18 protein-coding genes and 1 pseudogene are annotated in these 26,711 nt (G+C 69.9%); 3 read left to right on the top strand and 16 right to left on the bottom strand.

The annotated features are described in order from the left end of the window. Positions 1 to 214: 214 nt before the first annotated feature. From ABT078_RS19630 to ABT078_RS19600, 7 genes and pseudogenes are all read right to left on the bottom strand, one after another. Complete coding sequence (locus tag ABT078_RS19630; protein ID WP_351229314.1) at positions 215 to 1,315, bottom strand: CobW family GTP-binding protein; 1,101 nt, start codon at positions 1,313 to 1,315, stop codon at positions 215 to 217. Between the two features lie 17 nt (positions 1,316 to 1,332). Then, positions 1,333 to 2,946 (bottom strand): glycoside hydrolase family 13 protein, encoded by a 1,614-nt coding sequence (locus tag ABT078_RS19625; RefSeq protein WP_351229311.1) that lies wholly within the window; start codon positions 2,944 to 2,946, stop codon positions 1,333 to 1,335. Positions 2,947 to 3,001: 55 nt separating this feature from the next. Further along, positions 3,002 to 3,880: a carbohydrate ABC transporter permease gene (locus ABT078_RS19620; RefSeq protein WP_351229309.1), complete on the bottom strand. Its 879-nt coding sequence runs from the start codon at positions 3,878 to 3,880 to the stop codon at positions 3,002 to 3,004. Positions 3,881 to 3,899: 19 nt separating this feature from the next. After that, positions 3,900 to 4,862: a carbohydrate ABC transporter permease gene (locus ABT078_RS19615; RefSeq protein ID WP_351229307.1), complete on the bottom strand. Its 963-nt coding sequence runs from the start codon at positions 4,860 to 4,862 to the stop codon at positions 3,900 to 3,902. A gap of 3 nt (positions 4,863 to 4,865) precedes the next feature. After that, a complete protein-coding gene (locus ABT078_RS19610; protein WP_351229305.1) occupies positions 4,866 to 6,305 on the bottom strand; it encodes an extracellular solute-binding protein in 1,440 nt (479 codons plus the stop codon). 164 nt (positions 6,306 to 6,469) lie between these two features. Further along, on the bottom strand, positions 6,470 to 7,477 hold the full coding sequence (locus tag ABT078_RS19605) for a LacI family DNA-binding transcriptional regulator (protein WP_351229303.1): 1,008 nt from the start codon (positions 7,475 to 7,477) through the stop codon (positions 6,470 to 6,472). Between the two features lie 10 nt (positions 7,478 to 7,487). Further along, a pseudogene (locus ABT078_RS19600) lies at positions 7,488 to 9,647 on the bottom strand (CARDB domain-containing protein). 343 nt (positions 9,648 to 9,990) lie between these two features. Here ABT078_RS19600 and ABT078_RS19595 point away from each other — a divergent pair. Continuing rightward, a complete protein-coding gene (locus ABT078_RS19595) occupies positions 9,991 to 11,658 on the top strand; it encodes a sensor histidine kinase (protein ID WP_351229301.1) in 1,668 nt (555 codons plus the stop codon). Then, complete coding sequence (locus ABT078_RS19590) at positions 11,655 to 12,374, top strand: response regulator (RefSeq protein ID WP_351229300.1); 720 nt, start codon at positions 11,655 to 11,657, stop codon at positions 12,372 to 12,374. The genes ABT078_RS19595 and ABT078_RS19590 overlap by 4 nt, the downstream gene beginning before the upstream one ends. Before the next feature lie 10 nt (positions 12,375 to 12,384). Here ABT078_RS19590 and ABT078_RS19585 read toward each other — a convergent pair whose 3' ends face one another. The 3 genes from ABT078_RS19585 to ABT078_RS19575 form a co-directional block, all read right to left on the bottom strand. Next, positions 12,385 to 13,977 carry a monocarboxylic acid transporter gene (locus tag ABT078_RS19585; protein ID WP_351229298.1) on the bottom strand — a complete coding sequence of 531 codons (1,593 nt, stop codon included), beginning with the start codon at positions 13,975 to 13,977 and terminating at the stop codon, positions 12,385 to 12,387. Next, positions 13,974 to 14,498 carry a DUF485 domain-containing protein gene (locus tag ABT078_RS19580; RefSeq protein ID WP_351229296.1) on the bottom strand — a complete coding sequence of 175 codons (525 nt, stop codon included), beginning with the start codon at positions 14,496 to 14,498 and terminating at the stop codon, positions 13,974 to 13,976. Before ABT078_RS19580 ends, ABT078_RS19585 begins: the two co-directional genes overlap by 4 nt. Positions 14,499 to 14,669: 171 nt before the next feature. Then, entirely contained in the window at positions 14,670 to 16,787 is a 2,118-nt protein-coding gene (locus ABT078_RS19575; RefSeq protein WP_351229294.1) for a DNA gyrase/topoisomerase IV subunit B, read from the bottom strand. Between the two features lie 448 nt (positions 16,788 to 17,235). On the opposite strand from ABT078_RS19575, the gene ABT078_RS19570 reads away from it, so the two are divergent. Continuing rightward, positions 17,236 to 17,466: a DUF7455 domain-containing protein gene (locus ABT078_RS19570; RefSeq protein ID WP_351229292.1), complete on the top strand. Its 231-nt coding sequence runs from the start codon at positions 17,236 to 17,238 to the stop codon at positions 17,464 to 17,466. 160 nt (positions 17,467 to 17,626) lie between these two features. Here the strand turns inward: ABT078_RS19570 and ABT078_RS19565 are convergent, their stop codons facing one another. The 6 genes from ABT078_RS19565 to ABT078_RS19540 all read right to left on the bottom strand — a co-directional run bounded on the left by ABT078_RS19565 (position 17,627) and on the right by ABT078_RS19540 (position 26,636). Next, on the bottom strand, positions 17,627 to 18,457 hold the full coding sequence (locus ABT078_RS19565; RefSeq protein ID WP_351229290.1) for a S1 family serine peptidase: 831 nt from the start codon (positions 18,455 to 18,457) through the stop codon (positions 17,627 to 17,629). 206 nt (positions 18,458 to 18,663) lie between these two features. After that, the gene (locus ABT078_RS19560) at positions 18,664 to 20,238 is read right to left on the bottom strand and encodes an RNA polymerase sigma factor (protein ID WP_351229288.1); all 1,575 of its coding nucleotides are present in this window, start codon (positions 20,236 to 20,238) and stop codon (positions 18,664 to 18,666) included. A 447-nt stretch (positions 20,239 to 20,685) separates the two neighbouring features. Continuing rightward, a complete protein-coding gene (locus tag ABT078_RS19555; RefSeq protein ID WP_351229286.1) occupies positions 20,686 to 21,639 on the bottom strand; it encodes a FadR/GntR family transcriptional regulator in 954 nt (317 codons plus the stop codon). Between the two features lie 55 nt (positions 21,640 to 21,694). Next, positions 21,695 to 23,557: an ATP-binding cassette domain-containing protein gene (locus ABT078_RS19550; protein ID WP_351229284.1), complete on the bottom strand. Its 1,863-nt coding sequence runs from the start codon at positions 23,555 to 23,557 to the stop codon at positions 21,695 to 21,697. A gap of 216 nt (positions 23,558 to 23,773) precedes the next feature. Further along, complete coding sequence (locus ABT078_RS19545) at positions 23,774 to 24,535, bottom strand: NUDIX hydrolase (protein WP_351229282.1); 762 nt, start codon at positions 24,533 to 24,535, stop codon at positions 23,774 to 23,776. Positions 24,536 to 25,049: 514 nt separating this feature from the next. After that, complete coding sequence (locus ABT078_RS19540; RefSeq protein ID WP_502981254.1) at positions 25,050 to 26,636, bottom strand: DUF4192 domain-containing protein; 1,587 nt, start codon at positions 26,634 to 26,636, stop codon at positions 25,050 to 25,052. Positions 26,637 to 26,711 lie beyond the last annotated feature (75 nt).

Here is a 26,711-nt window from a genome sequence, read left to right as displayed (position 1 = left end):
GCGCGCCCCCGCTGCGGCCCGCCCCCCGGTCGGCGCGCGGGCGGGCCGCCGCCCCCGCTTCGTCGGCTCCGGGGGAGGTTCCGCCAGGGGCTGCCCTCGTGCTCCGTGTCGCCCAGAACCCCTGCCGCGAGTGGTACGCCGGCGTGCTCGGCGCACCCGCGTGAACGATCGCCGCCTCCGCCTCGTGCGCAGTGAGGTACCGCGCGGCCGCGGGTCACGACATGAAGTCGTCCGGTTCCTGCTCGCCGGGCTGCTCAGGCGCCGGCACATACCGCAGTACGCCCCACATGGTGTGCTCCTCCGGCGCGTCCTGCGGGCCGGTGACCCTTGCGGTGCCGAGCACTTCGAGCAGGGCTCCGGTGTCGATGCCGGCACCGATGAGGACCAGTTGGGTCTGCCGCTCCACGCTGCACGGCCAGGGCTCCGGACAGAAGCGCAGGAACCGGCCGACGGAGTGGACGCTGTACCGGTTGCGGGAGTCGGCCTCGCCGAAGTCGACAAATCCCTTGATGCGGTAGAGGCCTTGCGGCCGGGAGTCGAGGAAGTCCAGCAGTCTGCGAGGATGGAGAGGCTCGGCGGAGGTGAACGAGACGGTCTCGTAGGCGGCGTGCAGATGGCCGTCGTGCTCGCTGTGCAGGTGCCCGCCGTGCCCGTCGTGCCCGTGGTCGTCCTCGTAGAGGTCCTCGAACGACAGCTGGCCCACACGCTCGCCCCGCGGGCGGCACTCGAAGAGCAGCTCGGGATCGACGCGCCCGTAGGTCGCGGGGATCACGGCGGCCCCGTCGGCGAGGCCCGCGATCCGCTCGCGCAGCAGTTGCCCGGCCGCGTCGTCGACCCGGTCCGCCTTGTTCAGCACGATCAGGTCGGCGATGCCGAGATGCCGGTCGAGCTCGGGGTGCCGCTCCCGTGTCGCGTCGAACTCGGCCGCGTCGACGACCTCGACGAGACCGCCGTACACGATGCGCTCGTTCTCGCTGGCCAGGATCATACGGATGAGCTCCTGCGGCTCGGCGAGGCCACTCGCCTCGATGACGATCACATCGAGCCGGGCGGCGGGCCGGGTGAGCTTCTCCAGGAAGACGTCCAGCTCGCTCGCGTCGACGGCGCAGCACAGACAGCCGTTGCCGAGGGACACCGTGGAGTCGCCGAGCTGCCCGGCCACGGTCATGACGTCGATCTCGATCGACCCGAAGTCGTTGACGATCGCGCCGATCCTGGTCCCCCGGCTCGCCCGCAGCAGATGGTTGAGCAGGGTCGTCTTGCCCGATCCCAGGAAGCCCGCGAGGACGAGGACGGGGATCTGCTGCGTGCTCAACGCGGTACCTCACCGGGCTACGACGACATGTCCCGGCCCAGGATATGCGGCGCCCTCAGCCAGGCCGCGGTGTCCCGCGGCAGCCGCCCGGCCTCGTCCAGGGGCCCGCTGGTGAGCAGTAGGGCCTTGTGCGCCGGCAGACCGGCCGGCCGCTCTCCCAGGTTCACCACGCACACCAGCCCGCCCGGCCGGGCGAAGGCCAGCACTCCGGACCCGGACTGCGGCAGCCAGGTCATCGGCCCGTCCCCGAATCCCGGTTCGGTGCGCCGCAGCCGCAGGGCCGTGCGGTAGAGGCTGAGCATCGAGCCGGGGTCGGCGGCCTGGCCGTCGGCGGCGTACGAGAACCAGTTGCGCGGCTGCGGCAGCCAGGACTCGACCGCCGGGGGTTCGCCGGTCCACGGCAGCGGCACCCGGCAGCCGTCGCGCCCCGGGTCGGTGCCGCCAGAGCGGAAGTGCATCGGGTCCTGGATGCGGTCCCTTGGAATCTCCGCCTCCGGGACGCCGAGCTCCTCGCCCTGGTAGACGTAGACGGACCCGGGCAGCGCCAGCGACAGCAGGGCCGCCGCCCGGGCGCGCCGGGTGCCGAGCGCGAGGTCCGTGGGGGTGCCGAAAGCCTTGGTCGCGAAGTCGAAGCCGGTGTCGTCGCGTCCGTACCGCGTGACCGTGCGTGTCACGTCGTGGTTGCACAGGACCCAGGTCGCCGGGGCGCCGACGGGTGCGTGCTCGGCGAGGGTCTCGTCGATCGTGCGGCGCAGCTGCTGCGCGTCCCAGGGACAGGAGAGGAAGCTCAGGTTGAAGGCGGTGTGCAGCTCGTCGGGGCGCAGATAGCGGGCGAAGCGCTCGGAGTCCGGCAGCCAGACCTCGCCGACGAAGATCCCGCCGTACTCGTCGGCGATCGCACGCCAGGAGCGGTAGACGTCGTGCAGCTCGTCCCGGTCGATGTACGGGTGCGGGTCGGTGCCGGCCACGAAGTCGGGCAGGTACGGGTCCTTGGCGAGCAGCGCCGCAGAGTCGATGCGTACGCCCGCGACGCCGCGCTCGAACCAGAAGCGCAGGATCTCCTCGTGCTCGCGCCGCACCGCCGGATGCGCCCAGTTCAGATCGGGCTGCTCGGGCGCGAAGAGGTGCAGGTACCACTCGCCGTCGGACAGCCGGGTCCAGGCGCTGCCGCCGAACTCGGACTCCCAGTCGTTGGGCGGCAGTTCCCCGTCCGCTCCCCGGCCCCGGCGGAAGTGGAAGAGGCCGCGCTCGGGACTGCCGGGTCGTGCCGCACATGCGGCCCTGAACCAGACGTGCCGGTCGGAGACATGGTTGGGGACGATGTCGACGATCGTTCCGATTCCCAGCTGGCGCGCCTCGGCGATGAGCTTCTCGGCTTCTCCAAGGGTGCCGAAGGCCGGGTCGATGGTGCGGTAGTCGGCGACGTCGTAGCCGCCGTCCGCGAGCGGGGAGAGGTACCAGGGGGTGAACCAGAGCGCGTCGATGCCCAGTTCAGCGAGGTACGGCAGCTTCGCCCGTACGCCGGTGAGGTCGCCCGTGCCGTCCCCGTCCCCGTCGGCGAAGCTGCGTACGTACACCTGATAGATGGCGGCGGAGCGCCACCAGTCCGAGTCCGCGTCCGATGCCGGCACAGGAGTCCTTTCGTGGATGCGGGGCTTGAAGCCGAGAGTGGGGCTCCGGCCCAGGTCAGCCTTTGAGTCCGCCCGCCGTGAGACCGCTCATGATGTTGCGCTGGAAGATCAGGAAGATCAGCAGCGTGGGAACGGAGGCGATGGTGAGGGCCGCGATGAGGACGTTCTCCGGCACCCCGCTGGCCAGCGAGTAGATCCCCACGTTGAGCGTCTGCTTCGTCGGGTCGGGCAGGGTGAGCATCGGCCAGAGGAAGTCCTTCCAGACGCCGACCACCGCGAAGATCGAGACGACGCCCAGGATGGGCCGGGAGATGGGCAGCACCACCGACCAGAGGGTGCGCAGCCGCGACGCCCCGTCGATCGAGGCGGCGTCGAGCAGCTCCTGCGGGATCGAGTCGAAGAAGCGCTTCAGCAGGAAGATGTTGAAGGCGTTGGTGACGGACGGCAGCCAGATCGCCCAGGGCGAGTTGAGCAGGTTGCGTTCCACGATCGGCACGTCCAGGACCGTCAGATACTGAGGGACGACGAGGACGGTCGCCGGGATCATCAGGGTGACCAGCATCATCCCGAGGATCGCCTTGCCGAACACGGGGCGGAGCTTGGACAGCGAGTAGGCCGCGGCGACGTCGAGCACGAGCTGGAAGGCCAGCGCCCCGAAGGCGTAGTACAGCGTGTTGAACAGCAGCCGGGCGAGCTCCATCACCTCCCAGGCCCTGCTGTAGGTCTCCGGGTGCAGCGAGCCGGGGATCAGGGTCGGCGGCGACTGCACGGCCTCCTGGGTGGTCTTCAGTCCGCCGGTGACCATCCAGTACAGCGGTCCGAGGAAGACGATCGTGAAGAGGAGCAGGACCAGGACGAGGACGGCCCAGTAGACGTACCGGGCGCGCGGTCTGGCCAGCTGAGCGGGCGAGATGAGTGTTCTGGTGGCCGTCATGTGCGTCGCGCTCCCCCGTTCATGCGTCGTCGGCGGTCCGGCTGAGGCGTACGTACGCCGCCGAGAAGCCGGCCAGCAGTACGAGCAGGAGCAGACCGAGCGCTGCAGCGGCCCCGAAGTTGTTGAAGTTGAAGGCGTACTGGTAGATGAGATAGACGACGGTCGTCGTGGCCCCCTCCGGTCCCGCGCCGTTCGTCAGCAGGAAGGGCTCCGTGAAGACCTGGACCGTCGCGACGATCTGCATCAGCAGCAGGAGCGAGAGGATCAGCCGGGTCTGCGGGATGGTGACGTGCCAGATCTTGCGCAGCACTCCCGCGCCGTCCAGCTCGGCCGCCTCGTAGAGCTCCCCCGGGATCGACTGGAGCGCGGCGAGGTAGATCAGGGTCGCGCCGCCCATGTTCATCCAGGTGGCGGCGATGACGACGGAGAGCATCGCGGTGTCGGGGTCCTGGAGCCACTGCTGCTGCGGCAGGTGCAGGGCGTCCAGGATGGTGTTGAAGAGCCCGTACCCGGGGTCGTACAGGTACTTGAAGAGCAGCACGGACGCGACCGGCGGCAGCATGACCGGGAGATACACCAGCAGCCGCAAGTAGGCCTGCGCGTGCCGGAATTCGTTGAGCACGATCGCGATCACGAAGGGGACGGCGAAGCCGAGGACCAGGGCGAGGCCGGTGAAGAGGAGCGTGCCGCGCCAGGCCTGCCAGATGGCGGGGTCGGCGAAGACCGTACGGAGGTTGTCCCAGCCGACCCAGGTCGTGCGCCCGTCCTCCGTCTTCTGGAAGGCCAGGAGGAACCCCCTGACCATCGGGTACCAGGAGAAGAAGGAGAAGCAGAGGACGGCGCCGATCAGGAAGGCGTGCGCGGAGAGGTTGCGGCCCAGGGCCCGGGCGAGGGCCTCACGGGGCGGGGCCGTGCGGGGGCAGGAGGCGCCGCGGACGCGCGCCTCCCGCTGGTCGCCGGCGGGGAGTGTCGGGGCGGACATGGGCTACTGGTTCGCCAGAATCTGGTTCACCTGCTGCTCCGCCGTCGACAGGAGCTTGTCGACGTCGGCGTCCTTGTTGGTGAGGACCCCGGACATCACGTTGTCGAGGACCTTGTAGATCTCCTGGGCCTTGGGCGGCTCTGCCTTGCCCTTGACCGGGTTGTCCATGAAGGCCTTGAAGTTGGCGACCGGCATGGTGGCGTGCTGGGCACGCTGGGCGTCGTCCTCGGTCTTGCTGGCGCTCAGCCAGAAGTTCGGCTGCGGGAGGCCGACGGGCAGGCCGTCCGTCTTGGTGCGGGACCAGTCGAACTGGCCCTTGCCGACGGTGAGGTTCTTGAAGTTCAGCCAGGCGATCGCGGCCTTGATCTTGTCCGGGGAACTCCCCTTCTTGACCATGTAGTTGTTGCCGCCGAAGAGGGTGGCTTTCTCCCCGGGGATCGGTCCCATGCCGAAGTTCTCGTACTCCGCACCGAGCTGCTGGACCATGTACGTGATGTCGTCGGGCGCGGCGAGGAACATCCCGAGCTTGTCGGTCGCGATCTGCTTCTGCAGGTCGCCCCACTTGAGCAGCTGGGTCTGGCCCATGCTGCCGTCCTCCCAGCGCATGGCGTGGAGGTTCTGGACGATCTGCCTGCCCAGCTCGTTGTTGAACGCGGCCTTCTTGCCGCTCGCGTCGACGACGTCCCCGCCGAGGCCGTAGGTGGTGGCGGTGAAGTGCCAGCCGCCGGTGTTGCCCGCGCTGTACTCGCCGAAGCCCGCGATGCCCTTGCCGAGTCCGGCGATCGTCTTGGCGGCGGTGCGGACCTCCGCCCAGGTGCGCGGCGGGGAGTCGGGGTCGAGGCCGGCCTGCTGGAACAGCTTCCGGTTGATCAGCAGCCCCATGGTGTAGTTGCTGGTCGGCAGGCCGTAGAGCTTGCCGTCCTTGGTCAGCGAGCTCATCACGTTCGGGTCGATGTCGCCGCGGGCCGGGACGGACTTGTCCGTGACGTAGGCGGTGATGTCCGCGGCGCCGTCGTTGTCGAGGACCTGCTCCAGATCGGTGAAGTAGGTGTAGAAGACGTCGGGCTGGGACTTGGCCTTGAGCATCGCCGTGAAGCGGGGCGGCTCGAGGCACTGCCCAGGGGTGGACTTCCCCTCGATCTTCACGTTCGGGTACGTCTTGTTGAACGTCCTGACGTCCTCGTTCCACTCCTTGAGCTCGGCGGCCTTGGCGGCCGGCGGCATGCAGTCGATGGTCAGCGTCACCTTGGCCTTGGGGTCCAGGGGCGCCGCCGGATCGGAGGAGCCGCCGCCATCGGAGTCCCCGCCGCCGTTGTCGCTGCTGCTCGTGCCGCAGGCGGCGAGCGCGGTCAGCGCGAGGGCGGTGAGGAGGGCGGCCGCGGAGGTGCGGCGAGTACGACGCGTGTGACGGAACCGGGCACTGCTCGACCGAGCACTTCTCATCGGTGGTCCCCTTCGGGCATGAGCGTGGAAGCCCCTCGGCGGACACCCTGCGGAACAGGACGTCGTGCGGGGGCATCGCACACTCAACCACCGGCAACAGTTGGCCGCAATATGTCGCGCTGATTTCGTAAATGTTTGACAGTGGGTTGACAGCGGTGCGCAGATCAGCGAGGCGCCTGTGCCGTGGAGCCGCGCACGACCAGCTCCGGCTCGAACAGCAGCTCGTCGGGCGGCACGGCACCGCCCTGGATCTGCGCACAGAGCAGCTCGACCGCCGCCCGGCCCATCGCCTCGATCGGCTGGCGGACGGTGGTCAGCGGCGGTTCGGTGCAGTTCATGAACGCGGAGTCGTCGTATCCGACGACCGAGACCTCACCGGGGACGGCGAGCCCGCGCCGGCGCGCGGCCCGTACGGCGCCCAGGGCGAGCGGGTCGCTCGCACAGATGATGCCGGTGACCCCGCGGTCCAGCAGGCGCGTGGCCGCCGCCTGCCCGCCCTCCAGGGAGAACATGGAGCACTCCAGGAACTCGTCGGGCAGCTCCCGCCCGGCGGTCCTGGCCGCTGCCTGTGCCGCGGCACGCTTGCGCCGCGAGGGCACATGGTCGGGCGGGCCGAGGACGAGGCCGATCCGCTCGTGCCCGAGCGAGACGAGATGGCGCCAGGCCTGCTCGACGGCGACGGCGTCGTCGCAGGCGATGCAGGGGAAGTCGAGGTTCGCGATGGACGCGTTGATCAGGACGACCGGGATCTTGCGCTCGGCGAGCCTGCGGTAGTGGTCGTGGGGTGCGTCCGCCTGCGCGAAGAGCCCGCCGGCGAAGACGACGCCGGACACCTGCTGCTGGAGCAGCAGGTCCACGTAGTCCGCCTCGGAGACCCCGCCCTTGGTCTGGGTGCAGAGCACCGGGGTCAGCCCCTGCTGGGCCAGGGCACCGCCGATGACCTCGGCGAACGCGGGGAAGATCGGGTTCTGCAGCTCCGGCAGGACCAGCCCGACGAGCCGGGCGCGCTCGCCGCGCAGCTGGGTCGGCCGCTCGTAGCCGAGCACGTCCAGGGCGGTCAGCACGGCCTGGCGGGTGGCGTCGGAGACGCCCGGCTTGCCGTTGAGGACCCGGCTGACCGTGGCCTCGCTGACTCCCACCTTCTTTGCAACTTGAGCAAGTCGTCGCGTCATGGACGCAAGACTAGCGCAAGCCATGCAAGTGGCTTGCGCCAGTCTCGTCGACGTCCTCCTGGGGGGTGATGTTGACCTTGAAGGTGGAGGTGGTGTTCCTGATGTCCTGGGCGTTGTCGCCGAACGTCAGCCCGTTGAAGGCGACCTCGCCGACCGCGGGTCCCTGGCCGGCCTCCGGCATCTCGTTCGCCCGGAGCCCGAAGCCGGACTTGGCGTCGAAGGCGTCACCGCTCTTCCTCGCCCCGCTGACGGACACGTCGGTCAGGACGCTGTCCCTGATCGGCTTCAACGGCCGGGTGCCGTTGCACTTCGACTGGAACATGATCCCGGAATAGGTCGGATCCGTGATGTCGAGACCCGTGATCCGGATGCCCTGGAAGTCGTACTCCGCCGAGTACATCCACAGCGCCGGAAAGGTCTGGTCGCCCCAGAAGTGGCCACCGGTCCGCTCCAGCGTGATGTTCTCGAACCTCGACGGGGTGGTGCCGAAGCCCAGCGCCGGGATGGAGCCGAACTGCAGCGTGGCGATGCCGTGCCGTGTAGTTGCCGAAGAAGGCGAATCCGGAGAACGAAGAGCCGTTCGCGGTCGCCCGGACGTCGAATCCGGCGTCCGTGTTCTCCTGATCGGCCGGGGTCGCGAAGCGGCTGAACCACGGGCACGCGCCGACGACCTCGACCGGCTTTCCGTACACCTGGAACTTGTTGGACGTCTGGTACGTGCCCGGTGGCAGATACACGCCGACGAGCGTGCCCGTCGTGTCCATCCGTACCTTGTCCAGGGCGTTCTGCACGTCCTGGTGACTGGTTCCGGCCGGGACGGTGTACGCCGCCGGGTCCGGGTTCGGCGCAGCCGTGACCTCTCCAGGTCGATGAAGTCGATCGCGTACGTGTGGGGGTTCGCGGCGTCCTTCTGCAGCCTGATCCTGCTGCCGGCGGGGACGGTCTCGCCCAGCATCACGTTCGCCTCGTCGTAGATGTGGCGAGGTGCTCCCGCGCCCGGCGATTGCCGGAGCTCGCCTCGGCGCCGTACTGCCACATGTACTTGGAAGTGAGGTCGATGCTCTTGCCGAATGTCCCGTCGACGTAGATGTTGAGGGTGGAGTTGATCCCCCCGCCGCCGGGCGCGTCGGGGATGGAGAAGCGGGTGACCAGGGTGTTGGTGGCGGCCCCGGCCGTGAACTCGACGTAGTTGCCGGTGTTGTCGAGGGTGACGGCCCTGCGTCCCGACGCCTCGCCCGCGAGATCGCCGATGGTCCCCTTCGGTCCGACGACCCGGGCGCCGCCGCCCGCGACACCGTCCTCCGCCTCGTACATGTCGTAGGGCATGTTCGCGCCGCGCCCGACGAAGAGCGGCTTGGTGCTGGTGTTGTTCGCGCGTTTCACCGGCAGTTCGTTGGTGTCGTCCGCGATCACGACCTTGACGGTGTACTTGCCGTTGGCGGCCGCCCAGGTACCGAGGTTCACCGGGGCCGCGGTGGCTCCAGGGGCGATGGGTCCCGTGTGGGCGCCTGTCAGGGTCTTCACGATCGCGCCCGCCGCGTCGGTCACGGTCAGCGTGATGCCGTGACTGCCGCCCAGGGACACCACCGTGCCCTGGTTCCCGACCGACGGAGAAGCTGACGGTGTCACCGCCGGCCGGGGCGCTCGGGGACCAGTTCACCGCGGCGGCGACCAGGTCGGAGCTGTCGACCGGCTTGACGACCAGCGGAGCCGCGGCGGCGAAGGAGTTGCGGGTCTCGTTCTGCTCGATGACCGTGTTCGCCTCGTCGACCACCGCGCTCAGTGGGTAACTGCCCGCGTCTCGCGCCCCGATCCCGGCGCTGACCGTGGTGGACGCACCGGCGACGAGAGTGCCGACCGACGCCGTGGCGACCTTGGATCCGCCGAGCTGGGACGCCACGGCCGTGGCGCCGGAGGGCGCCGGGCCGGCGTTGCGCACGGTCGCGGTCAGGGTGACCGGGTCCGACTCGACCGGTGCGGCGGTCAGCACGGTGACCTGGAGGTCGGGGTTCGGCGCCGGGACGCCGATCACCTGGAACTCCGCGATCTGTCCGGCGGGGGCTCCGGTGTTGGAGGTGACCTTCAGCTGGAACTCGGCGACGCGCGCGGAGACGTCGATGGCCACCGTGTTCCCGCTCGCCGGGTCGAACGTGTAGTCCTTCGCCTGCACCAGGCTGCTGTAGCCGGCATCGTTCTGCTCCCGGCCGAGGACCTGGATGTTCCCTGGGTCGACATGCATTTATGCATGAAAGAACTTAGCTATTTGCCGTCAGAGGTTGGAGAGTTGCCGCGATCTGCCTGGAAGGCTACAGCTCCGGGCCACCTCCCGTGGCCCGTGTGAAGCGTGAGCGCAGCGGCTGCGAGGTCGGCACATCGCGCACCAGCAGCTTTCCGTGGCCTCATACGAGACATGACAACCCGCTTGCAATTCACGCAAGCTGCTTGCGTGACTTGCGGAGAGTGATGCAGAGGGATTTCCCGAAGCGTGTCCCGGCCCCTTACCGTGCATATGTATGAGCCCCGCACCGACCGGCCCCGCAGGCGCACCCGCGAGACGGCGGCAGTTCGGCTGGCCGCGGCGAGTCTTCGCACAGGTCCTGCTGATGCAGCTGGCCATCGCTTCCGGCGTCACCGTGCTGGCCACCGGCCTTTTCCTGGCCCCGCTGAGCGACCAGCTCGACGACCAGGCGATGCGGCGTGCCCTGGCGATCGCCGAGACGACCGCCTCGCCACGGGTCGCCGAGGACCTCCTCGGCTCGCAGCCTTCCGTCCGCGGCCCGGTGCAGCGGGAGGCGGAGCGCATCCGCCGGACCGCGGGCGCCGAGTACGTCGTGGTCATGGACACCCGTGGCGTGCGCTGGTCGCACACCGACCCCGGGCAGATCGGAAGGGTCGTCTCCACCGACCCCAGCCAGCCGCTCGCGGGCAGGCACGTCATGGAGATCGACAACGGCACACTCGGCCGCTCCGCCCGCGGCAAGGTCCCGCTCCGCGACGACCGGGGCCGGATCGTCGGTGCGGTCTCGGTGGGGATCGAGTACGACAGCGTCCGCGGCCGCCTCCTCGCCGCGATCCCCGGGCTGCTCGCCTACGCGGGCGGCGCCCTGGCCGTCGGTGCCCTCGCCGCGTACATGATTTCCAGACGGCTCCAGCGGCAGACCCACGACCTGGCCTTCTCGGACATATCGGCCCTGCTCGCCGAGCGCGAAGCAATGCTGCACGGCATCCGAGAGGGCGTGGTGGCCCTCGACGGGGCCGGCCGGATCCGGCTGATGAACGATGAGGCGCAGCGCCTCCTCGGCCTCGGGCCGGAGGCGGCGGGGCAGCCGCTCGACGAGGTGCTCGGCACAGGCCGCACGACGGATGTGCTGGCCGGCCGGGTCACCGGCGAGGACCTCGTGACCGTACGCGGCCACCGCGTACTGATCGCCAACCGGATGCCCACGGACGACGGCGGCGCCGTCGCCACGCTCCGCGACCGCACCGAGCTGGAGCAGCTCGGCCGTGAGCTGGACTCGACGCGCGGACTGATCGACGCGCTCCGCGCCCAGGACCATGAGCACGCGAACCGAATGCACACGCTGCTCGGGCTGCTGGAGCTGGAGATGCACGAGGAGGCCGTCGATTTCGTGACCGGGGTCGTCGGAGTGCACCGGGCCACCGCGGAGCAGGTCACCGAGAAGATCCACGATCCGCTGCTGGCCTCGCTGCTGGTCGGCAAGGCGACGGTCGCGGCGGAGCGCGGCGTCTCGCTGCGCATCGCGCCGGGGACGCTGCTGCCCGACCGGCTGGTCGACCCGCGCGGGCTCGTCACGGTCGTGGGCAATCTCGTCGACAACGCGCTGGACGCGGCCGCCGGCTCCGACGATCCGCGCATCGAGATCGAGCTGCGCGGCGAAGGGCGTACGGTCGTCCTGAGGGTCTCCGACAGCGGGCCCGGCGTCCCCGCCGAGCAGCGCGAACTGATCTTCACAGAGGGCTGGTCCACGAAGGAGCTCCCCGCACACGGAAAGCGGGGCCTCGGGCTGGCCCTGGTCCGGCGTTTCGCGGAGCGGCAGGGCGGCAGCGCCCGGGCGGGTGCGGCCATGGGCCGCGGTGCCGAGTTCACCGTCGTACTCCCCGAGGCGCTGGCCGACCCGGGGCTGGAGCCGGGACTCGCAACCGTGGGAGAGACACGATGACCGCGCTGCCCGAGGCACGACCCGAGGCGCCGATCAACGTCCTGGTCGTGGACGACGACGTCCGGGTCGCGGAGATCAACGCCGCGTATGTGGCGAAGGTACCGGGCTTCCGGGTCGTCGCCCGGGCCCACACGGCCACGGAGGCACTCGCCCGGGTCGCCGAGCTGCCTGTGGATCTGATCCTGCTGGACCACTATCTGCCCGACGAGAACGGGCTCTCGGTGGTCCGGGAGCTGCGCCGCCGGGGCCACCACACCGACGTGATCATGGTGACGGCCGCCCGTGACGTCGCCACCGTCCAGGCGGCGATGCGGCACGGCGCGCTCCAGTATCTGGTGAAGCCGTTCACCTTCGCGGGCCTGCGCACCAAGCTGGAGGCCTACGCCGGGCTCCGCAGGACCCTGGCCGGCGGCGGGGAGGCCGAACAGGCCGAGGTGGACCGCATCTTCAGAGCCCTCTCCGCCACGAGCGCCCCCGACCTCCCCAAGGGCCACTCGCCGACCACGGCCGAACTGGTCCGCAAGGTCCTCCAGGCTGCCGACACCGCACTGTCCACCCAGGAGATCGCCGAACGGGCCGGCGTGAGCCGCCAGACCGCCCAGCGCTATCTGAAGCTCCTGGAACGCTCGGGCAGGGTCCGGTTGTCGCTGAGATACGGCGAGACCGGGCGTCCGGAGCACAGGTACACATGGGCGGCGGCCCCTCCGGGGCGGTGACGCCCACAGCTCACACCGCGCCCGCGCCCGTCAGCGCGCGCACCTCCGTCTCGGCGTGCTTCGCCTTGTCCGGCTCCTCGGAGGAGGCGACCGTGCCGATCCAGCCGGCCAGGAAACCCAGCGGGATGGAGACCAGTCCCGGGTTCTGCAGCGGGAAGAGATGGAAGTCCACCCCGGGGAAGAGGGAATCGGGGCTGCCCGACACCACCGGCGAGAGCAGCACCAGCAGCACTGCGGGGATCAGCCCGCCGTACACCGACCACACCGCGCCACGTGTCGTGAAACCGCGCCAGAAGAGCGAGTAGAGCAGCACAGGAAGGTTGGCCGAGGCGGCGACCGCGAAGGCCAGGCCCACGAGGAAGGCCACGTTCAGATCGCGGGCGAGCAGGGCGAGCGCGATCGCGACCGCGCCGATGCCGACCGCGGCGACGCGTGCCACGGCGACCTCGCTGTGCTGCTTCGCGTGGCGGCGCTTCAGCGAGACATACAGATCGTGGGCGACCGAGGCCGATGAGGCGAGCGTGATCCCCGCGACGACGGCCAGGATCGTCGCGAAGGCCACCGCCGCCACGACGGCGAACAGCACCGTGCCTCCGGTGGAGCCCGCTCCCCCGCCGAGGTCGAGGGCGAGCAGCGGGACCGCCGTGTTCCCCGCGGCGTTCGACGCACGCACCTCGTCCGTGCCGAGGACGGCCGCGGCGCCGAAGCCGAGCACGATCGTCATCAGGTAGAAGCTGCCGATGAGACCGATGGACCAGACGACCGAGCGGCGGGCGGCCCGGGCGGTCGGCACGGTGTAGAAGCGGGACAGGATGTGCGGCAGGCCGGCGGTGCCGAGCACCAGCGCGAGCCCGAGGCTGATGAAGTCGAGGCGCGCGGTCCAGTCACCGCCGTAGCGCAGACCCGGCGAGAGGAAGTCCTTGCCGTGGCCGCTCTGTTCGGCGGCGGAGTTGAGCAGCTCGTTGACGTTGCCGTGAAAGCGTGCAAGGACGAGCACGGTGAGCGCGATCGCGCCCGCCATCAGCAGCACGGCCTTGACGATCTGGATCCACGTGGTGGCTCGCATCCCTCCCAACGACACATAGATCACCATCAGGGCGCCGACACCGATCACGGTCCATGAGCGCGCGGCCTCGCTCGTCCCGCCCAGGAGCAGCGCGACCAGGCTGCCTGCCCCCACCATCTGTGCCAGCAGATAGAGAACGGACACGGTGACCGAGGAAGTTCCCGCCGCGATGCGGACCGGCCGCTCGCTCATCCGCGCGGCAACGACGTCGGCGAGCGTGAACCGGCCGCAGTTGCGGACGAGTTCGGCAACGAGGAGCAGAACGACCAGCCACGCCACGAGGAAGCCCACGGAGTAGAGCATTCCGTCGTAGCCGTAGAGCGCGATGAGCCCGGAAATGCCGAGGAAGGAGGCCGCCGACATGTAGTCGCCCGCGATGGCGAACCCGTTCTCCATGGGCGAGAACAACCGTCCGCCGGCGTAGAACTCCTCCGCCGAGCCGTGCCGGTTGCGGCCGACCCAGGTGGTGATGGCCAGGGTCACCGCGATGAAGGCGCTGAAGAGCAGCAGCGCGAGGGTCTGGTGGTCGCCGGTCAACGCTCGTTCCCCCGCGTCGTCTCCGCGTCCCTGGCCGGCTCCTTCGCGCGTGTCCGGTCGAAGACCGTCCACCTCAGGTCGAGCGCGGCGCGGTCCCTGCGCAGCCGGGCGTGCCGGGCGTACGCCCAGGTGAGCAGGAAGGTGCTGAGGAACTGCCCGAGCCCCGCCACCATGGCCACGTTGACCGCGCCGGCCACCGGCCTGGCCATCAGCCCCGGTGCTGCGGTGGCGGCCACGACGTACGCCACGTACCAGACGAAGAAGGCGATGGTGGCCGGGACGACGAATCGCCGGTAGCGGCTGCGGACTTCCTGGAAGGCCGCACTGCGCTGGACTTCCTGGTAGATGTCCGTCGCGCTGTGCCGGGGCTCGGGACCTGCGGTCCCTGCGGCGGCCCCCAGGGGCGCCGCGGGCACGGGCACGCCCGTCCCGTCCAGTTCGCCCCAGCCGGAGGCCAGCGCGTCGTACCACGGGTCGTCTAGCCGCACGGCTTCGGCGTCCCGGCCTTCCTGCTTCTCCACGCTCTTGCTCTCCTTGTCGGCGGACCCGTTTCGGCCGCGTGCCCAAGGATGGACAGAACGGGGAGATCCAGGACTCTTCTCTCCTTTTCTTCACCCCATCAGGTGACGGAAAACGAGGACTCCGCCCCGCGGTGGCCGCGGGGCGGAGTCGTCATGAGCCGTCAGGAGCTGTCAGGCGTCGATGCGCGAGCGGTCCAGGGTCGCGGCGGAGCTGGTGATGAACTCCTTGCGCGGGGCGACCTCATTGCCCATCAGGAGATCGAAGACCTGCTCGGCGGCCTCCAGATCGCCGATGTTGATCCGGCGCAGGGTGCGGTGGCGCGGGTCCATCGTGGTCTCCGCCAGCTGGTCCGCGTCCATCTCGCCGAGGCCCTTGTAGCGCTGGATGGAGTCCTTGAAGCGGACACCCTTGCGCTGGAACTCCAGCAGCCTCGCGCGCAGTTCGCTGTCCGAGTACGTGTACACGTACTTGTCCTGCCCCTTCTTGGGCTGGACGAGCTCGATCCGGTGCAGCGGCGGCACGGCGGCGAAGACCCGGCCGGCCTCGACCATGGGCCGCATGTAGCGCTGGAAGAGCGTGAGCAGCAGACAGCGGATGTGTGCGCCGTCGACGTCGGCGTCGACGAGGAGCACGATCTTGCCGTACCGCGCGGCGTCGATGTCGAAGGTGCGGCCTGAGCCCGCTCCTATGACCTGGATGATCGCTCCGCACTCGGTGTTCTTGAGCATGTCGGAGACGGACGACTTCTGGACGTTGAGAATCTTGCCGCGGATCGGCAGCAGCGCCTGGAACTCCGAGTTCCGGGCGAGCTTGGCCGTACCGAGCGCGGAGTCGCCCTCGACGATGAAGAGTTCGCTGCGCTCTACGTCGTCACTGCGGCAGTCGGCGAGCTTGGCCGGCAGGGACGAGGTCTCGAGGGCCGTCTTCCGGCGCTGCGCCTCCTTGTGCTGGCGCGCCGCGATACGGGTACGGGCCGCGGCGACGGCCTTCTCCAGGACGGCCCTGGCCTGCGCCTTCGCGTCCCGCTTGGTCGACGTCAGGAAGGCCTTCAGCTCCTTCGCGACGACGTTGGCGACGATCCGGTTGGCCGCGGAAGTACCGAGGACCTCCTTGGTCTGGCCCTCGAACTGCGGCTCGGCGAGTCGTACGGTCACGACGGCGGTGAGACCTTCGAGCGCGTCGTCCTTGACGACGTCGTCCTCGGCGACCCGCAGCAGCTTCGTGGAGCGGAGCACCTCGTTGACCGTCTTCGTGAGGGATCGCTCGAAGCCGGTGACGTGGGTGCCGCCCTTGGGCGTCGCGATGATGTTCACGAACGACTTGACCGACGTGTCGTAGCCGGTGCCCCAGCGCAGCGCGATGTCCACGGCGAGATCGCGCGTGACCTCGGTCGGCGTCATGTGGCCGCGGTCGTCGAGGACCGGCACCGTCTCCTTGAAGGTGCCGTGGCCGGTGAGGCGCTGGACGTCGCAGACAGCCTTGTCCTGGGCGAGGTACTCGCAGAACTCGCTGATGCCGCCGTCGAAGCGGAAGATCTCCTCCGACTTGCCCTCGCCCTCGAGATCGCGCTCGTCGCGGACGACGATCGTGAGGCCGGGGACCAGGAAGGCGGTCTGGCGGGCGCGCTGGTGGAGCGTCTCCAGGGAGAGCTTGGCGTCCTTGAGGAAGATCTGGCGGTCCGCCCAGTAGCGCACGCGGGTGCCGGTGCGGGTCCTGGGCACCCGCTTGCCCTTGATCAGCCCGTTGGCCGGGTCGAAGGGCGCGTCGGGGCCGGACTCGGTGAAGATGCCGGGGACACCACGGCGGAAGCTGATCGAGTGGGTCGCGCTGTTCCGGTCGACCTCGACGTCGAGGCGGGCCGAGAGGGCGTTGACGACGGAGGCGCCCACGCCGTGCAGACCGCCGGAGGCCGCGTACGAACCGCCGCCGAACTTTCCGCCGGCGTGCAGCTTGGTCATGACGACCTCGATACCGGACAGGCCGGTCTTGGGCTCGACGTCGACGGGGATGCCCCGACCGTTGTCCCGGACCTCGACGGAGCCGTCGTCGTGGAGGATCACATCGATGTGGTCGCAGTAGCCCCCGAGGGCCTCGTCCACGGAGTTGTCGATGATCTCCCAGAGGCAGTGCATCAGGCCGCGACTGTCGGTCGACCCGATGTACATGCCGGGCCGCTTGCGGACCGCCTCGAGCCCTTCGAGAACCAGCAAGTGCCGCGCGGTGTAGTTGGAACCGTCACGGTCTGCGGTCAGCAGCGCACTGGACGGCACGGACGTTTCGGCGGTCACGCGGTTCGCTCCTCGCTGAATTTGGATCTGGCCCCTGTGGGGTAAAGGCCCGGCGTCGGTCGCCGGTCAGAGGGTACCGAGGCCTGGTAGAGCCGATGTAACGCCACCCTCGTGATTCGTCATGTTAGTCCAGACTCGCATGTACGTTCGATCCCTCGTTGGAGTGACGTGCACATCACGTTCCCTTCCAGGCATGAACCATTTAGGCTCCGGGCACGTCCTCATGAACAACCGGCAGCCCAGCCGGGAGGGCGAACGAGACAAGCAAGCCCAGCAAGCCAAGCGAAACCGTAGAGCGATGCAGCGATACGGCACATTCGCCGCCAACCGGCAGCAGCCAGCCACCTGGACGAAGAAGTTTCAGGGAAAAGGCCCGAGCGGGAACGTTTTCGGCCTGGTTGGATGTTGACCCTGGTACGACAGCTCGTCGAGCTAGAGAAGAGGCGACGTGACTACTGTTCTGACCCCCGCGAGCCCAATGACGGCCGCTGACCGCTGCGACCGCTGCGGCGCCCAGGCGTACGTGCGCGTCGTCCTGACAAGCGGCGGTGAGCTGCTCTTCTGCGCCCACCACGGGCGCAAGTTCGAGCCGGAACTCAAGAAGATCGCCGCCGAGATACAGGACGAGACGGACCGGCTGACCGCCGTACCGGCAACCACCGGAGACGACGAACGCTGACCTTCGCGTCCGACGACGAGCCAAGGGCCGGTCCCGGACCGGCCGATGGGCGGCCGCCCCTCTCGTAGGGGCGGCCGCCCATTCTCATGACCCAATGCATTCGCGCAGTCACCGTACGCGTACGGGCAATTGGCGCAAAAGCTGATCAACTGCCGTGCCGTCACAGCAGATCGGCCGCCGAACGCAGCGCTGCCGAGATCCGGGTGTACACCCCGGGGCTGTCCGCCCGCCCGCAGCCGCTGCCCCACGAGACCAGCCCGATCAGTCGGCCGCCCGCCACCAGCGGTCCTCCGCTGTCCCCCTGGCACGCGTCGTGCCCGCCTCGCTCGTCTCCCGCGCAGAGCATCGTGGACGATTCGTAGCGACCGCCCACGCCGCCCGGGTAGGCCTTCGCGCACGTCTCGTCCGGCAGCACCCGCACCGGCGCGGCACGCAGCGCATGGGCGTAGGTGCCGACCCCGGTCGTATCGCCCCACCCGTAGACCTCGGCGGCGGTGCCCACCTTGTACGCCGGGTCCCCATCACGCGCAGTCCCGATCACATGGCTTGCGGGGAGGGCTTTCGCGAGCGTCAGCACGGCCAGATCCGTGGTGTTCGTGTGCGAGTCGTACGCGGGCGCGATCCGCGCCTCCTGTACGGGAACCTCCTGGCCGCCCGCGCCGAGCAGTTCCTCCCGGCCCGCGATGACGCGCAGATCGGGGATCTGCTCCACGGGCATCCCCAGCACCGCCACACTGAGGCAGTGAGCCGCCGTGAGCACCTTCGTCGGCGCCACGAGGACCCCGCCGCAGAACTGCCCGGCCCGCATACCTCCGAACCGGTCACGGCTCGACAGGGCGACGACCCACGGGCTGTCCACGGACCGCGCCGGACGACCGCCGATGATCACACTGTCGGCGGACGCCGGAGCCGGGTGGGCGAGTGGCACCAGGACCGCTGCAGCCGCCAGGGCCATGGGTCCTGCCAGTGCTCGGGCGATGGGGCGACTCATACCGATCTCCTGACTCTCCGGTGGACTCCGTCCACTCAGAGTCAGCCAGCCCACGTCGGCCCGCACCCGGTGCACGCCGACAGGACCCGACGGCCGAACCCGGCAGCCGACGCTGGCCGCCGTGCCCCTGCACAACGCCGAGGGCCCGGCTCCCTCTCGGGAGCCGGGCCCTCGGTCATGCAACTGTCCTGCGCAGTGCCACGGACTCAGTCGAGATAGTCCCGCAGCACCTGCGAACGGGACGGGTGGCGCAGCTTCGACATCGTCTTGGACTCGATCTGGCGGATCCGCTCACGCGTCACGCCGTAGACCTTGCCGATCTCGTCCAGCGTCTTCGGCTGGCCGTCGGTGAGGCCGAAGCGCATGGAGACCACGCCCGCCTCACGCTCCGACAGGGTGTCGAGCACCGAGTGCAGCTGCTCCTGGAGAAGCGTGAAGCTGACCGCGTCGGCCGGAACGACCGCTTCGGAGTCCTCGATCAGGTCACCGAACTCGCTGTCGCCGTCCTCACCCAGGGGGGTGTGGAGGGAGATCGGCTCGCGACCGTACTTCTGGACCTCGATGACCTTCTCGGGGGTCATGTCGAGCTCCTTGGCCAGCTCCTCCGGGGTGGGCTCGCGGCCCAGGTCCTGGAGCATCTGGCGCTGCACACGCGCGAGCTTGTTGATGACCTCGACCATGTGCACCGGGATACGGATGGTACGGGCCTGGTCGGCCATGGCGCGGGTGATCGCCTGACGGATCCACCAGGTGGCGTACGTGGAGAACTTGTAGCCCTTGGTGTAGTCGAACTTCTCGACGGCGCGGATCAGACCGAGGTTGCCCTCCTGGATCAGGTCCAGGAAGAGCATGCCGCGGCCCGTGTAGCGCTTGGCGAGCGAGACGACCAGTCGGAGGTTGGCCTCCAGCAGGTGGTTCTTGGCCCGGCGCCCGTCCTCGGCGATGATCTCCAGCTCGCGCTTGAGCTTCGGGGCGAGCTTGTCGGAGTTCGCCAGCTTGTCCTCGGCGAACAGACCCGCCTCGATGCGCTTGGCCAGCTCGACCTCCTGCTCGGCGTTGAGCAGGGGGACCTTGCCGATCTGCTTGAGGTAGTCCTTGACCGGGTCGGCGGTGGCACCGGCCGCGGCGACCTGCTGCGCAGGAGCGTCGTCCTCGTCCTCGTCGGAGAGGACGAAGCCCGCACTCTCGGCGCCCTCGGGCTCGTCGGCACCGCCCTTGCCGGGCTGCGCCTCCTCGATCGCGTCCTCGCCCTCGAGCAGCTCGTCGCTGTCCTTCTTGGCGGCGGCCGTGGTCTTCTTCGCGGCCGTCGTCTTCTTGGCGGCCGTCTTCTTGGTCGCCACAGTCTTCTTGGCCGCGGTCTTCTTCGCGGCCACCTTCTTCTCGGGCGCCCCGGTCTCGTCGGCCGTGGCTGCCGCGATGTCTTCGGTCGTGGCCGCCGGTGCGGTGGTGGTGGCCGCGACGGTCTTCGCCGTGGCCGTCTTCGCCGCGACGGTCTTGGTGGCGGTGCGCTTTGCCGGGCTCTTAGCTGCGACGCTCTTGCGGGTGCGCTTGGGCGACTCCGCGGCACTGACCATCAGCGTCACACCCTCTTCCTCGAGGATCTGGTTGAGGCTGCGCAGAACATTCTTCCACTGGGTTGGCGGAATTTGGTCAGCCTCGAAGGCCCGACGCACGTCATCGCCGGCAATCTGCCCATCAGCCTTTCCCCGCTCAATGAGCGCCATCACAGACTCGGACTCGGCGATCTCCGGCGGGAGCGTACGGGATGTGCTGGCCGACACGAACAACCTCTCGGAACGATGGAAACGGCTTCCGGCCCCGCCCATGATCGGGCCGGAGCCGACGACCGCCGGTTGGGGATGTACCGACGGCGCGGGCTGAGCCTCAGAGCTGGACAGCGCCATGAACGACGTCTGTATTCCCTCCGTGGCTGTCACCTCTTAGGTCATCGCACTGTTTCGAGGAGTGTTACGCCCAATCCGCGTGGCCCGAGTCACACCTCATTTGCGACAAAACGAAGAAATGGGAAGTTGACTCCCCAATTGCCCCGACAATCGCCTGCCCCGGGCGTCACTGCCGGGCCGTCGCCCGCTGGCGCGCTCCTCCGACGGCGCTCGCGCGGCGTTTCGCACAGCCTTCCGCTGGAACGTTTCCATGATCGTGTCGCCGGACCCCGGGGTCCGGCGACACACGATGGGTACGCCGTGGAACACCTGCCGTGTCTGCGGTCAGTGCTCGCGCGGGGCGGGCACGACGCGCTCCACCTCGGGATGAACGGTGAGAAGTTGACGCATGGCCGCCTCGGCACCGTTCGCGTCGCCGGCGGCGAGGGCGTCGACGATGCGGGCGTGGTGCGTCAGGGACGCCTCGGAGGCACGGTCGCACCCGACGGCCGGCCCGCCCGACACCTGAAGGGCGGCGGCAACGATTCCGGACAGGTGCTCCAGCATGCGGTTGCCGGCGACCTGGATCAGGAGGGAGTGGAACTCGACGTCGGCCCGCGCGAAGGTGATCCCATCACCCTGAGTGAGCGCGTGACCCATGATCTCCACCATGTCGCCGAGGCGCTGCTGCACGTCCTCCCTGCCGTGTCCGGCGGCAAGACGGGCGGCGAGGGGCTCGATCGTCCAGCGGAGCTCGGTGAGCTCGCGGCGCTGGTCGTCGCGCTGCGGGCCGAAGGCGCGCCACTCGATGATGTCGGGGTCCAGCAGATTCCAGTCGCTGACGGGACGGACCCGGGTGCCCACGTTCGGGCGGGCGCTGACGAGGCCCTTGGCCTCGAGGACGCGGAGCGATTCCCGGACGACGGTCCGGGAGACCTCGAAGCGCTGGCCGATCTCCTCGGGTACGAGCGGACGGTCGGCCCCGAGGTCGCCGGAAACGATCATCTGGCCGAGCTGCTGGACGAGTTGGCCGTGGAGTCCGCGGCCCCGGCTGCCCGCCGCGCGGCGGCCGGCCGCCCGGCCCAGGTCGGAGTCCGAGGTGTCCCAGGCCGAGGGTCCGACGCGGTCCACACGGTCGACGCCGGGCACCTCCGGGTAGGGGTAACGGTCGAGATCGCCCGGACCGGCGAGGCCGGAGTCGGCGGGGCGGGCGGCGGTCATCATGGTGTGCGCAAGGGTACTCACGCATCCTTTGTCGGCGTGCCTCTCCCGCCCCTTGAGGTCTTTGGTGAAAAGCACACGAAAGGGTGATCGCAGCCCACTCCACAATTGACGACTTATCAGGAGAAAACGGTTATTCCCCGGGGAGTTGCGTGGCGCTCATTGCTTTCGGACGCCGTTTCTGCCACCAACGGGCCCTGCGGCGAGGGCCCGTGAGCAGATATCCGCAGAGCAGCGCGGACAGGGACAACGCGAGTGCCGCACCCACGGGTTGGGCGACGATGCGCAGTCCTGCGAGAAGCCAGCGGTCCGTCTCGTACGGCCACTGCAGCCAGACCAGCTCGCGCAAGCGGGCCGGGAGTCCGGCGATCGAGCGCGCGGATGGTCCCGCGAGCGCCTTCTGCACCAGCGGCACGACCATCAGCGGTACGGCGAGCACGGCCGCCACTCCCGCGGCGGTGAACCGGAAGATCCCTGCGGCGAGCAGCCCCGACCACGCACAGCCCACCACCAGGCCGGACCAACTCGCCGACAATGCGTCCCAGTTTTCGGGCACGGACCCCAAGTCACCTCCGTACGCGAGGCGGAGCATCTGCAGGTCGATCACGGCGACGAGAAAACCGAGCACGAGCGCTGCCACCGCCGTGACCCCGAGCTTCGCGAGCAGCAGCCCGAGGCGGCGCGGCACGGTCCCGCAACCGGACGCGAGGGCGGGGTAACGGAACTCGTCGCCGAAGGAGAGGGCGCCGAGCAGTCCGGCGCCGAGGGCGGCGGGCGGCAGCGGCAAAAGCTCCGGCCAGGCGGCGAGGAGGCTCGGCTGCGCAGTGCCGCCGGTGCGGGCGAGCAGGACCGAGATGCCGGCCGAGACGACGAGAACGGCCGCCCCGATCAGATGGGTTGCCGGGACGCCGATGAGACGGCGGAGCTCGTAGCGCACAGGCTGCAGGGGTGTGCGCGGCGGACGGAGATGGAGCGGAGGCAGAGGCGTCCCGGCATCGGTGCCGGTGCCGGTGGTGGTGGTGCCCATGTCTGCGGACTCGGAAGGTGGCAGCGTGGACGTGGAGGTGTAGGTGGGGATCACAGGGACGTCCGGCGCCGGGGCGGGCGCGGGACTCGGAGTGGGGGCGGGGGCCCCGATCTCGTCGGCGAGCTGATGGACGAGAACGCCGTGCCGGTAGGCGGTCTCGCCGATCTCGGCACAGCTGCTGCCGAAGACGGACAGCCGGTTGCCGTGTTCGGTGACCACTTCGACGGAGCGTCGTGCGGCCCGGGCCTCGCGGCTGACGATCGCGGCGAGCCGGGCGGCGTGCGGGGTCCCGACGACGACGCGCGGCCGCAGCCGAATGCGGGCGAATTCGGCGACGTCCTGGTCGGCGACGAGTCGGCCTCCGTCGAGGGTGACGACGCGATCGGCGGTCCGGGCAGCCTCCTTGGGGTCGTCGGTGGTGTACAGCACCGTGCCACCGTGCGCCGCATGGGCCCGAAGCAGCCCGAACAGCCAGCCGCTCTCCCCGGGGGACAGCCCCTTGACGGGATCGTCGAGCAGCAGTGTGTGCGGGTCCCCCAACAAGGCGCAGGCCAGGCCGAGTCTGCGGTCCATCCCGAGGGAGAGGCTGCCCAGCCTGCTGTCGCGCAGGGATCCGATCCCGACGACCTCCAGCATCTCGTCGGCGCGTGATGCGGGGACCCCGGCGGCGGCACAGAGCATACGGAGCTGACCACGCACCGTACGGGCCGGATGCCCGGGTACATCGCCGAGCAGCGCCCCCACCTCATGCTCGGGGCGGGCGATGCGGTGCAGGGGGCGGCCCCGGAAGCAGGCGACCCCGCGGCCCGCCTCGAGTTCCAGCATCAGCCGCAGGGCCGTGGTCTTGCCGGAGCCCGGCGCGCCCAGCAGTGCGGTGACGGTGCCAGGCAGCGCCTCGAAGGTCAGGTCGTCCACGGCGCGCGCAGCGTCCCGGCCGGGGGTGCTGGTGAGTCCGATGACCTTGAGCATCGCTTCTCTCGCAGGAGGTGAGACCGCTCAGCGGGCAGGGCGGGTACGCGGTCGAGTGGAGCTACCGCAGAAAGATAACCCGACATTTCCGACTTTTCGGGCAAGTTGACCCGAGTGGAGGAGGCAGGCCGACGGTCCGGGCCCACCACCTCGTCGGACGCGGTCGGCGCACGTCGGGCCGCAGCCCGGCCACGACAGAACGGCGATCCGACGGACTCAGACCTCGGGCCGCAGCATGGGCGGGTTGAGCAGCGTTGCTCCACCGGCCCGGAACAGCTGGGCGGGTCGGCCGCCCTGGCGGGTCGTCGTCCCGCCCGCCGGAACCAGGAAGCCCGGCGTCCCGGTCACCTTCCGGTGGAAGTTCCGCGGGTCCAGTGCCACTCCCCACACCGCCTCGTACACCCGCCTCAGCTCGCCCACTGTGAACTCGGGCGGGCAGAACGCCGTTGCCAGGGAGGAGTACTCGATCTTGGACCTGGCCCGCTCCACGCCGTCCGCCAGGATCTGCGCATGGTCGAAGGCGAGCGGCGCGGGCGGCTCGTCCTCGCGCCCGCCGTTCTCGGGGTTCAGCAGCGTCTCGACGGGCGCCCAGCGCGCACTGTTCGCGTCGCCGCCCGGCCGGGGCGACGGCAGATCCGGGGAGAGCGCGAGGTGGGCGACGCTCACCACTCGCATGCGGGGGTCGCGCTTCGGATCGCCGTAGGTGGCGAGCTGCTCCAGATGGGCACCGTTGCCCGGCTCGGGCGAACCGGGGTCGTGCACACACAGCCCCGTCTCCTCGACGAGCTCTCGCGCCGCAGCTGCCGACAGATCCTCGTCGGCCCGTACGAATCCCCCGGGCAGCGCCCAGCTCCCCTGGAAGGGCGGCTCCCCGCGGCGTACGACCAGGGCGCAGAGGGCGTGGCGACGCACGGTGAGCACGACCAGGTCGACGGTGACTGCGAAGGGCGGAAAGGCCGACGGGTCGTAGGGCGACATGCCGCGATCATAGTCGTCTTCCTGACGATAAACACTCCCTTCGTGATCCGTGACAACGACTTCTTCACGGACTCCGTTGCCCATGCCGATCGTCGGGGCCATCCCGCTCACCCTCCCTTTTCACGCACCCGACTGAAGTCCGTCGGCGGCTTCGTCGATCACGCGGCGACCCAGCCTGCCGACCGTTAAGGAAGATGGGCCCTCCGGCGTCCCGAAGCCCGGCCTGTGCCAGGGACCGGCTCCGGGTGCGGCCCCGTGGCACGCAATGCCCGCCCGGAGGTAGCGGCCGGCACGGAGGACCGGAGCGAGCGTGCGCGGGCACCTGGAGCCCAACCCAGGGCTGGCGCCAAAGCGGATGGCCGACCCTGGGCCGAGGACGGAAGATGATCGCCGAGGACCATGGGGACTCTGCTGCCTTCTGTGCGCTCACGACAGCCGCTGCGCGGACGGCGTCACGGGTCGAACGACACCGCCACACATATGAACGGCAGCGCACCCGGAAAGGTCACGCCCGTCATCGCTGATCTCCCGAATCGCGCCGCCCGCCGCCCTGACCGATCGTGCGTGCCCGGTTCCTGCCGACCGCCGTGCCTGAGCTCGGCGCGGGGCGCCGCCGAGCCGGGTTGGCCGCCCCGGGCGCCGAAGGGGCGGACCGCGCGATCTTCCTTTTCCTCATGGCGTGTTCCAGCGGACGTCCCGTCCCCGCGCTGGGCCGGGACGACGGCGTCGCCGTCCGGCCACCCGAATCGGACCCGGCCCCTGACCCGGCTCGGTCGGCGGCCTCCTCCGATGCGTGCTCCCCGCGCAGGCAGCGACGCAGCGACTCCGGATCCAGCCCGTCGTTGCACGCCTGGTGGAGCAGCCGCGCGAATACGTACTCCGGGTCGGCGCGCAGGGCGAGACTGAGTGCGACCCGGGCAGCGGGCTCATCGCCCGTCGACCAGGAGACCCACCCGGCCAGGGCGAGCGGTGCGGCCGCGTACTCCGCGTACCGCCTGACGCAGCGCCGGGACAGCGCCCGCCAGAGCCGCAGTGCCCGGTCCGCCTCGGGCCCCTCCATCCAGGCCGCGGCGCGGTCCCGGGTGTCGCGGTCCTGGAGCCCGAGGATGACGGCGGCCGCCTCGTCGTGCGAGAGGAGTCTGTCGTCCGTCGAGTCCGCTTCCGGCCATCCGACCCCCAGGGTGGCTTTCTCCCCCAGCCGCTTCATCAGCCGGCGGGCGAGCCGCAGCGTCTCCTCACCGACCTGCTCCCGGCTTCCCTGATCCAGAATCCTGGGCACCAGGGCGGAAGCCGTGTCGTCCAGCGCGCGCTCCTGCTCGAGCGAAAGGGACATCCGCGCCTCCAGACGTGACTCCATGTCCCGCAGCGACCCCCTGACCTGGATCCCGGCATAGGCGGCGGCCGCGGCCATCACGGAAGTGCCCTGCATCGCCATGGCCGTCCCCTCCGCCGGACAGCACCGGGAATCCGGGCAGCAGTAGGACCAGAAGCGGCCGTCGGAGATGCACAGCGCCTCGTACACCGGCACGTCGAGCGAGCCGCAGGCCGTCCGCAGCCACTGCGCAAGCGGCCGAAGCCGCTCCATCACCACGCGGCCCGTCTCCCCTTCCACTGGGTCCTGGCACAGGAAGACGACAATGCCGTCCGGCCTGGCTCCACGCCGCTCGCCGGCTTCGACGAGGCACTCCGCCAGCTGCTCGGCCACCGGCAGCCACTCCCGCTGAGTCGCGGGAATACCGACCCTGAGCCGCCCTCCGAAGCGACCTCGCGGGCCGTGGAGCGCGACCATGACCACCGAATCGGTCGGGTGAAAACCCATCAGATACGGCAGGGCATCGGCAAGCTCGGCCGGTCCACGCAGGGTGATGGACGGCTCGTCGGCGCGTCCGCCGGGCTCAGTGGCCGGGCTGAAGGGCTCACCTTCCCCGCCGTGGGGCTCACCGGCCGGCCCGTGAGGCTCGGTGGGCAGGCTGCGGGGCACGCCGGCCTGAGACTCGGCGGCCCGGCCATGGGACTCCGCGCCCCGGCCATCGGACTCAGCGGCTCGGCCGTGGGACTCTTGGGATTCATGAGACTCGTTGGGTTCGTTGCTGTTTCGCATGCCTCGACGGTCCCGTGATCAAGAAATCCCCGCCAGCCCTGTGGATAACGTTATCCACAGGCGCAGCGGCAGCGT

It is taken from the genome of Streptomyces sp. NPDC002133 (assembly GCF_040296405.1).
Lineage (GTDB): Bacteria > Actinomycetota > Actinomycetes > Streptomycetales > Streptomycetaceae > Streptomyces.
This window is presented reverse-complemented; position numbering and strand designations above follow the sequence as displayed.

Bases quoted from the DNA above. Each gene is read 5' to 3' on its own strand.
- ABT078_RS19620 (WP_351229309.1), bottom strand. From the start codon at position 3,880: ATGACGGCCACCAGAACACTCATCTCGCCCGCTCAGCTGGCCAGACCG.
- ABT078_RS19615 (WP_351229307.1), bottom strand. From the start codon at position 4,862: ATGTCCGCCCCGACACTCCCCGCCGGCGACCAGCGGGAGGCGCGCGTC.
- ABT078_RS19610 (WP_351229305.1), bottom strand. From the start codon at position 6,305: ATGAGAAGTGCTCGGTCGAGCAGTGCCCGGTTCCGTCACACGCGTCGT.
- ABT078_RS19605 (WP_351229303.1), bottom strand. From the start codon at position 7,477: ATGACGCGACGACTTGCTCAAGTTGCAAAGAAGGTGGGAGTCAGCGAG.
- ABT078_RS19595 (WP_351229301.1), top strand. From the start codon at position 9,991: ATGAGCCCCGCACCGACCGGCCCCGCAGGCGCACCCGCGAGACGGCGG.
- ABT078_RS19590 (WP_351229300.1), top strand. From the start codon at position 11,655: ATGACCGCGCTGCCCGAGGCACGACCCGAGGCGCCGATCAACGTCCTG.
- ABT078_RS19565 (WP_351229290.1), bottom strand. From the start codon at position 18,457: ATGAGTCGCCCCATCGCCCGAGCACTGGCAGGACCCATGGCCCTGGCG.
- ABT078_RS19550 (WP_351229284.1), bottom strand. From the start codon at position 23,557: ATGCTCAAGGTCATCGGACTCACCAGCACCCCCGGCCGGGACGCTGCG.
- ABT078_RS19545 (WP_351229282.1), bottom strand. From the start codon at position 24,535: ATGTCGCCCTACGACCCGTCGGCCTTTCCGCCCTTCGCAGTCACCGTC.
- ABT078_RS19540 (WP_502981254.1), bottom strand. From the start codon at position 26,636: ATGCGAAACAGCAACGAACCCAACGAGTCTCATGAATCCCAAGAGTCC.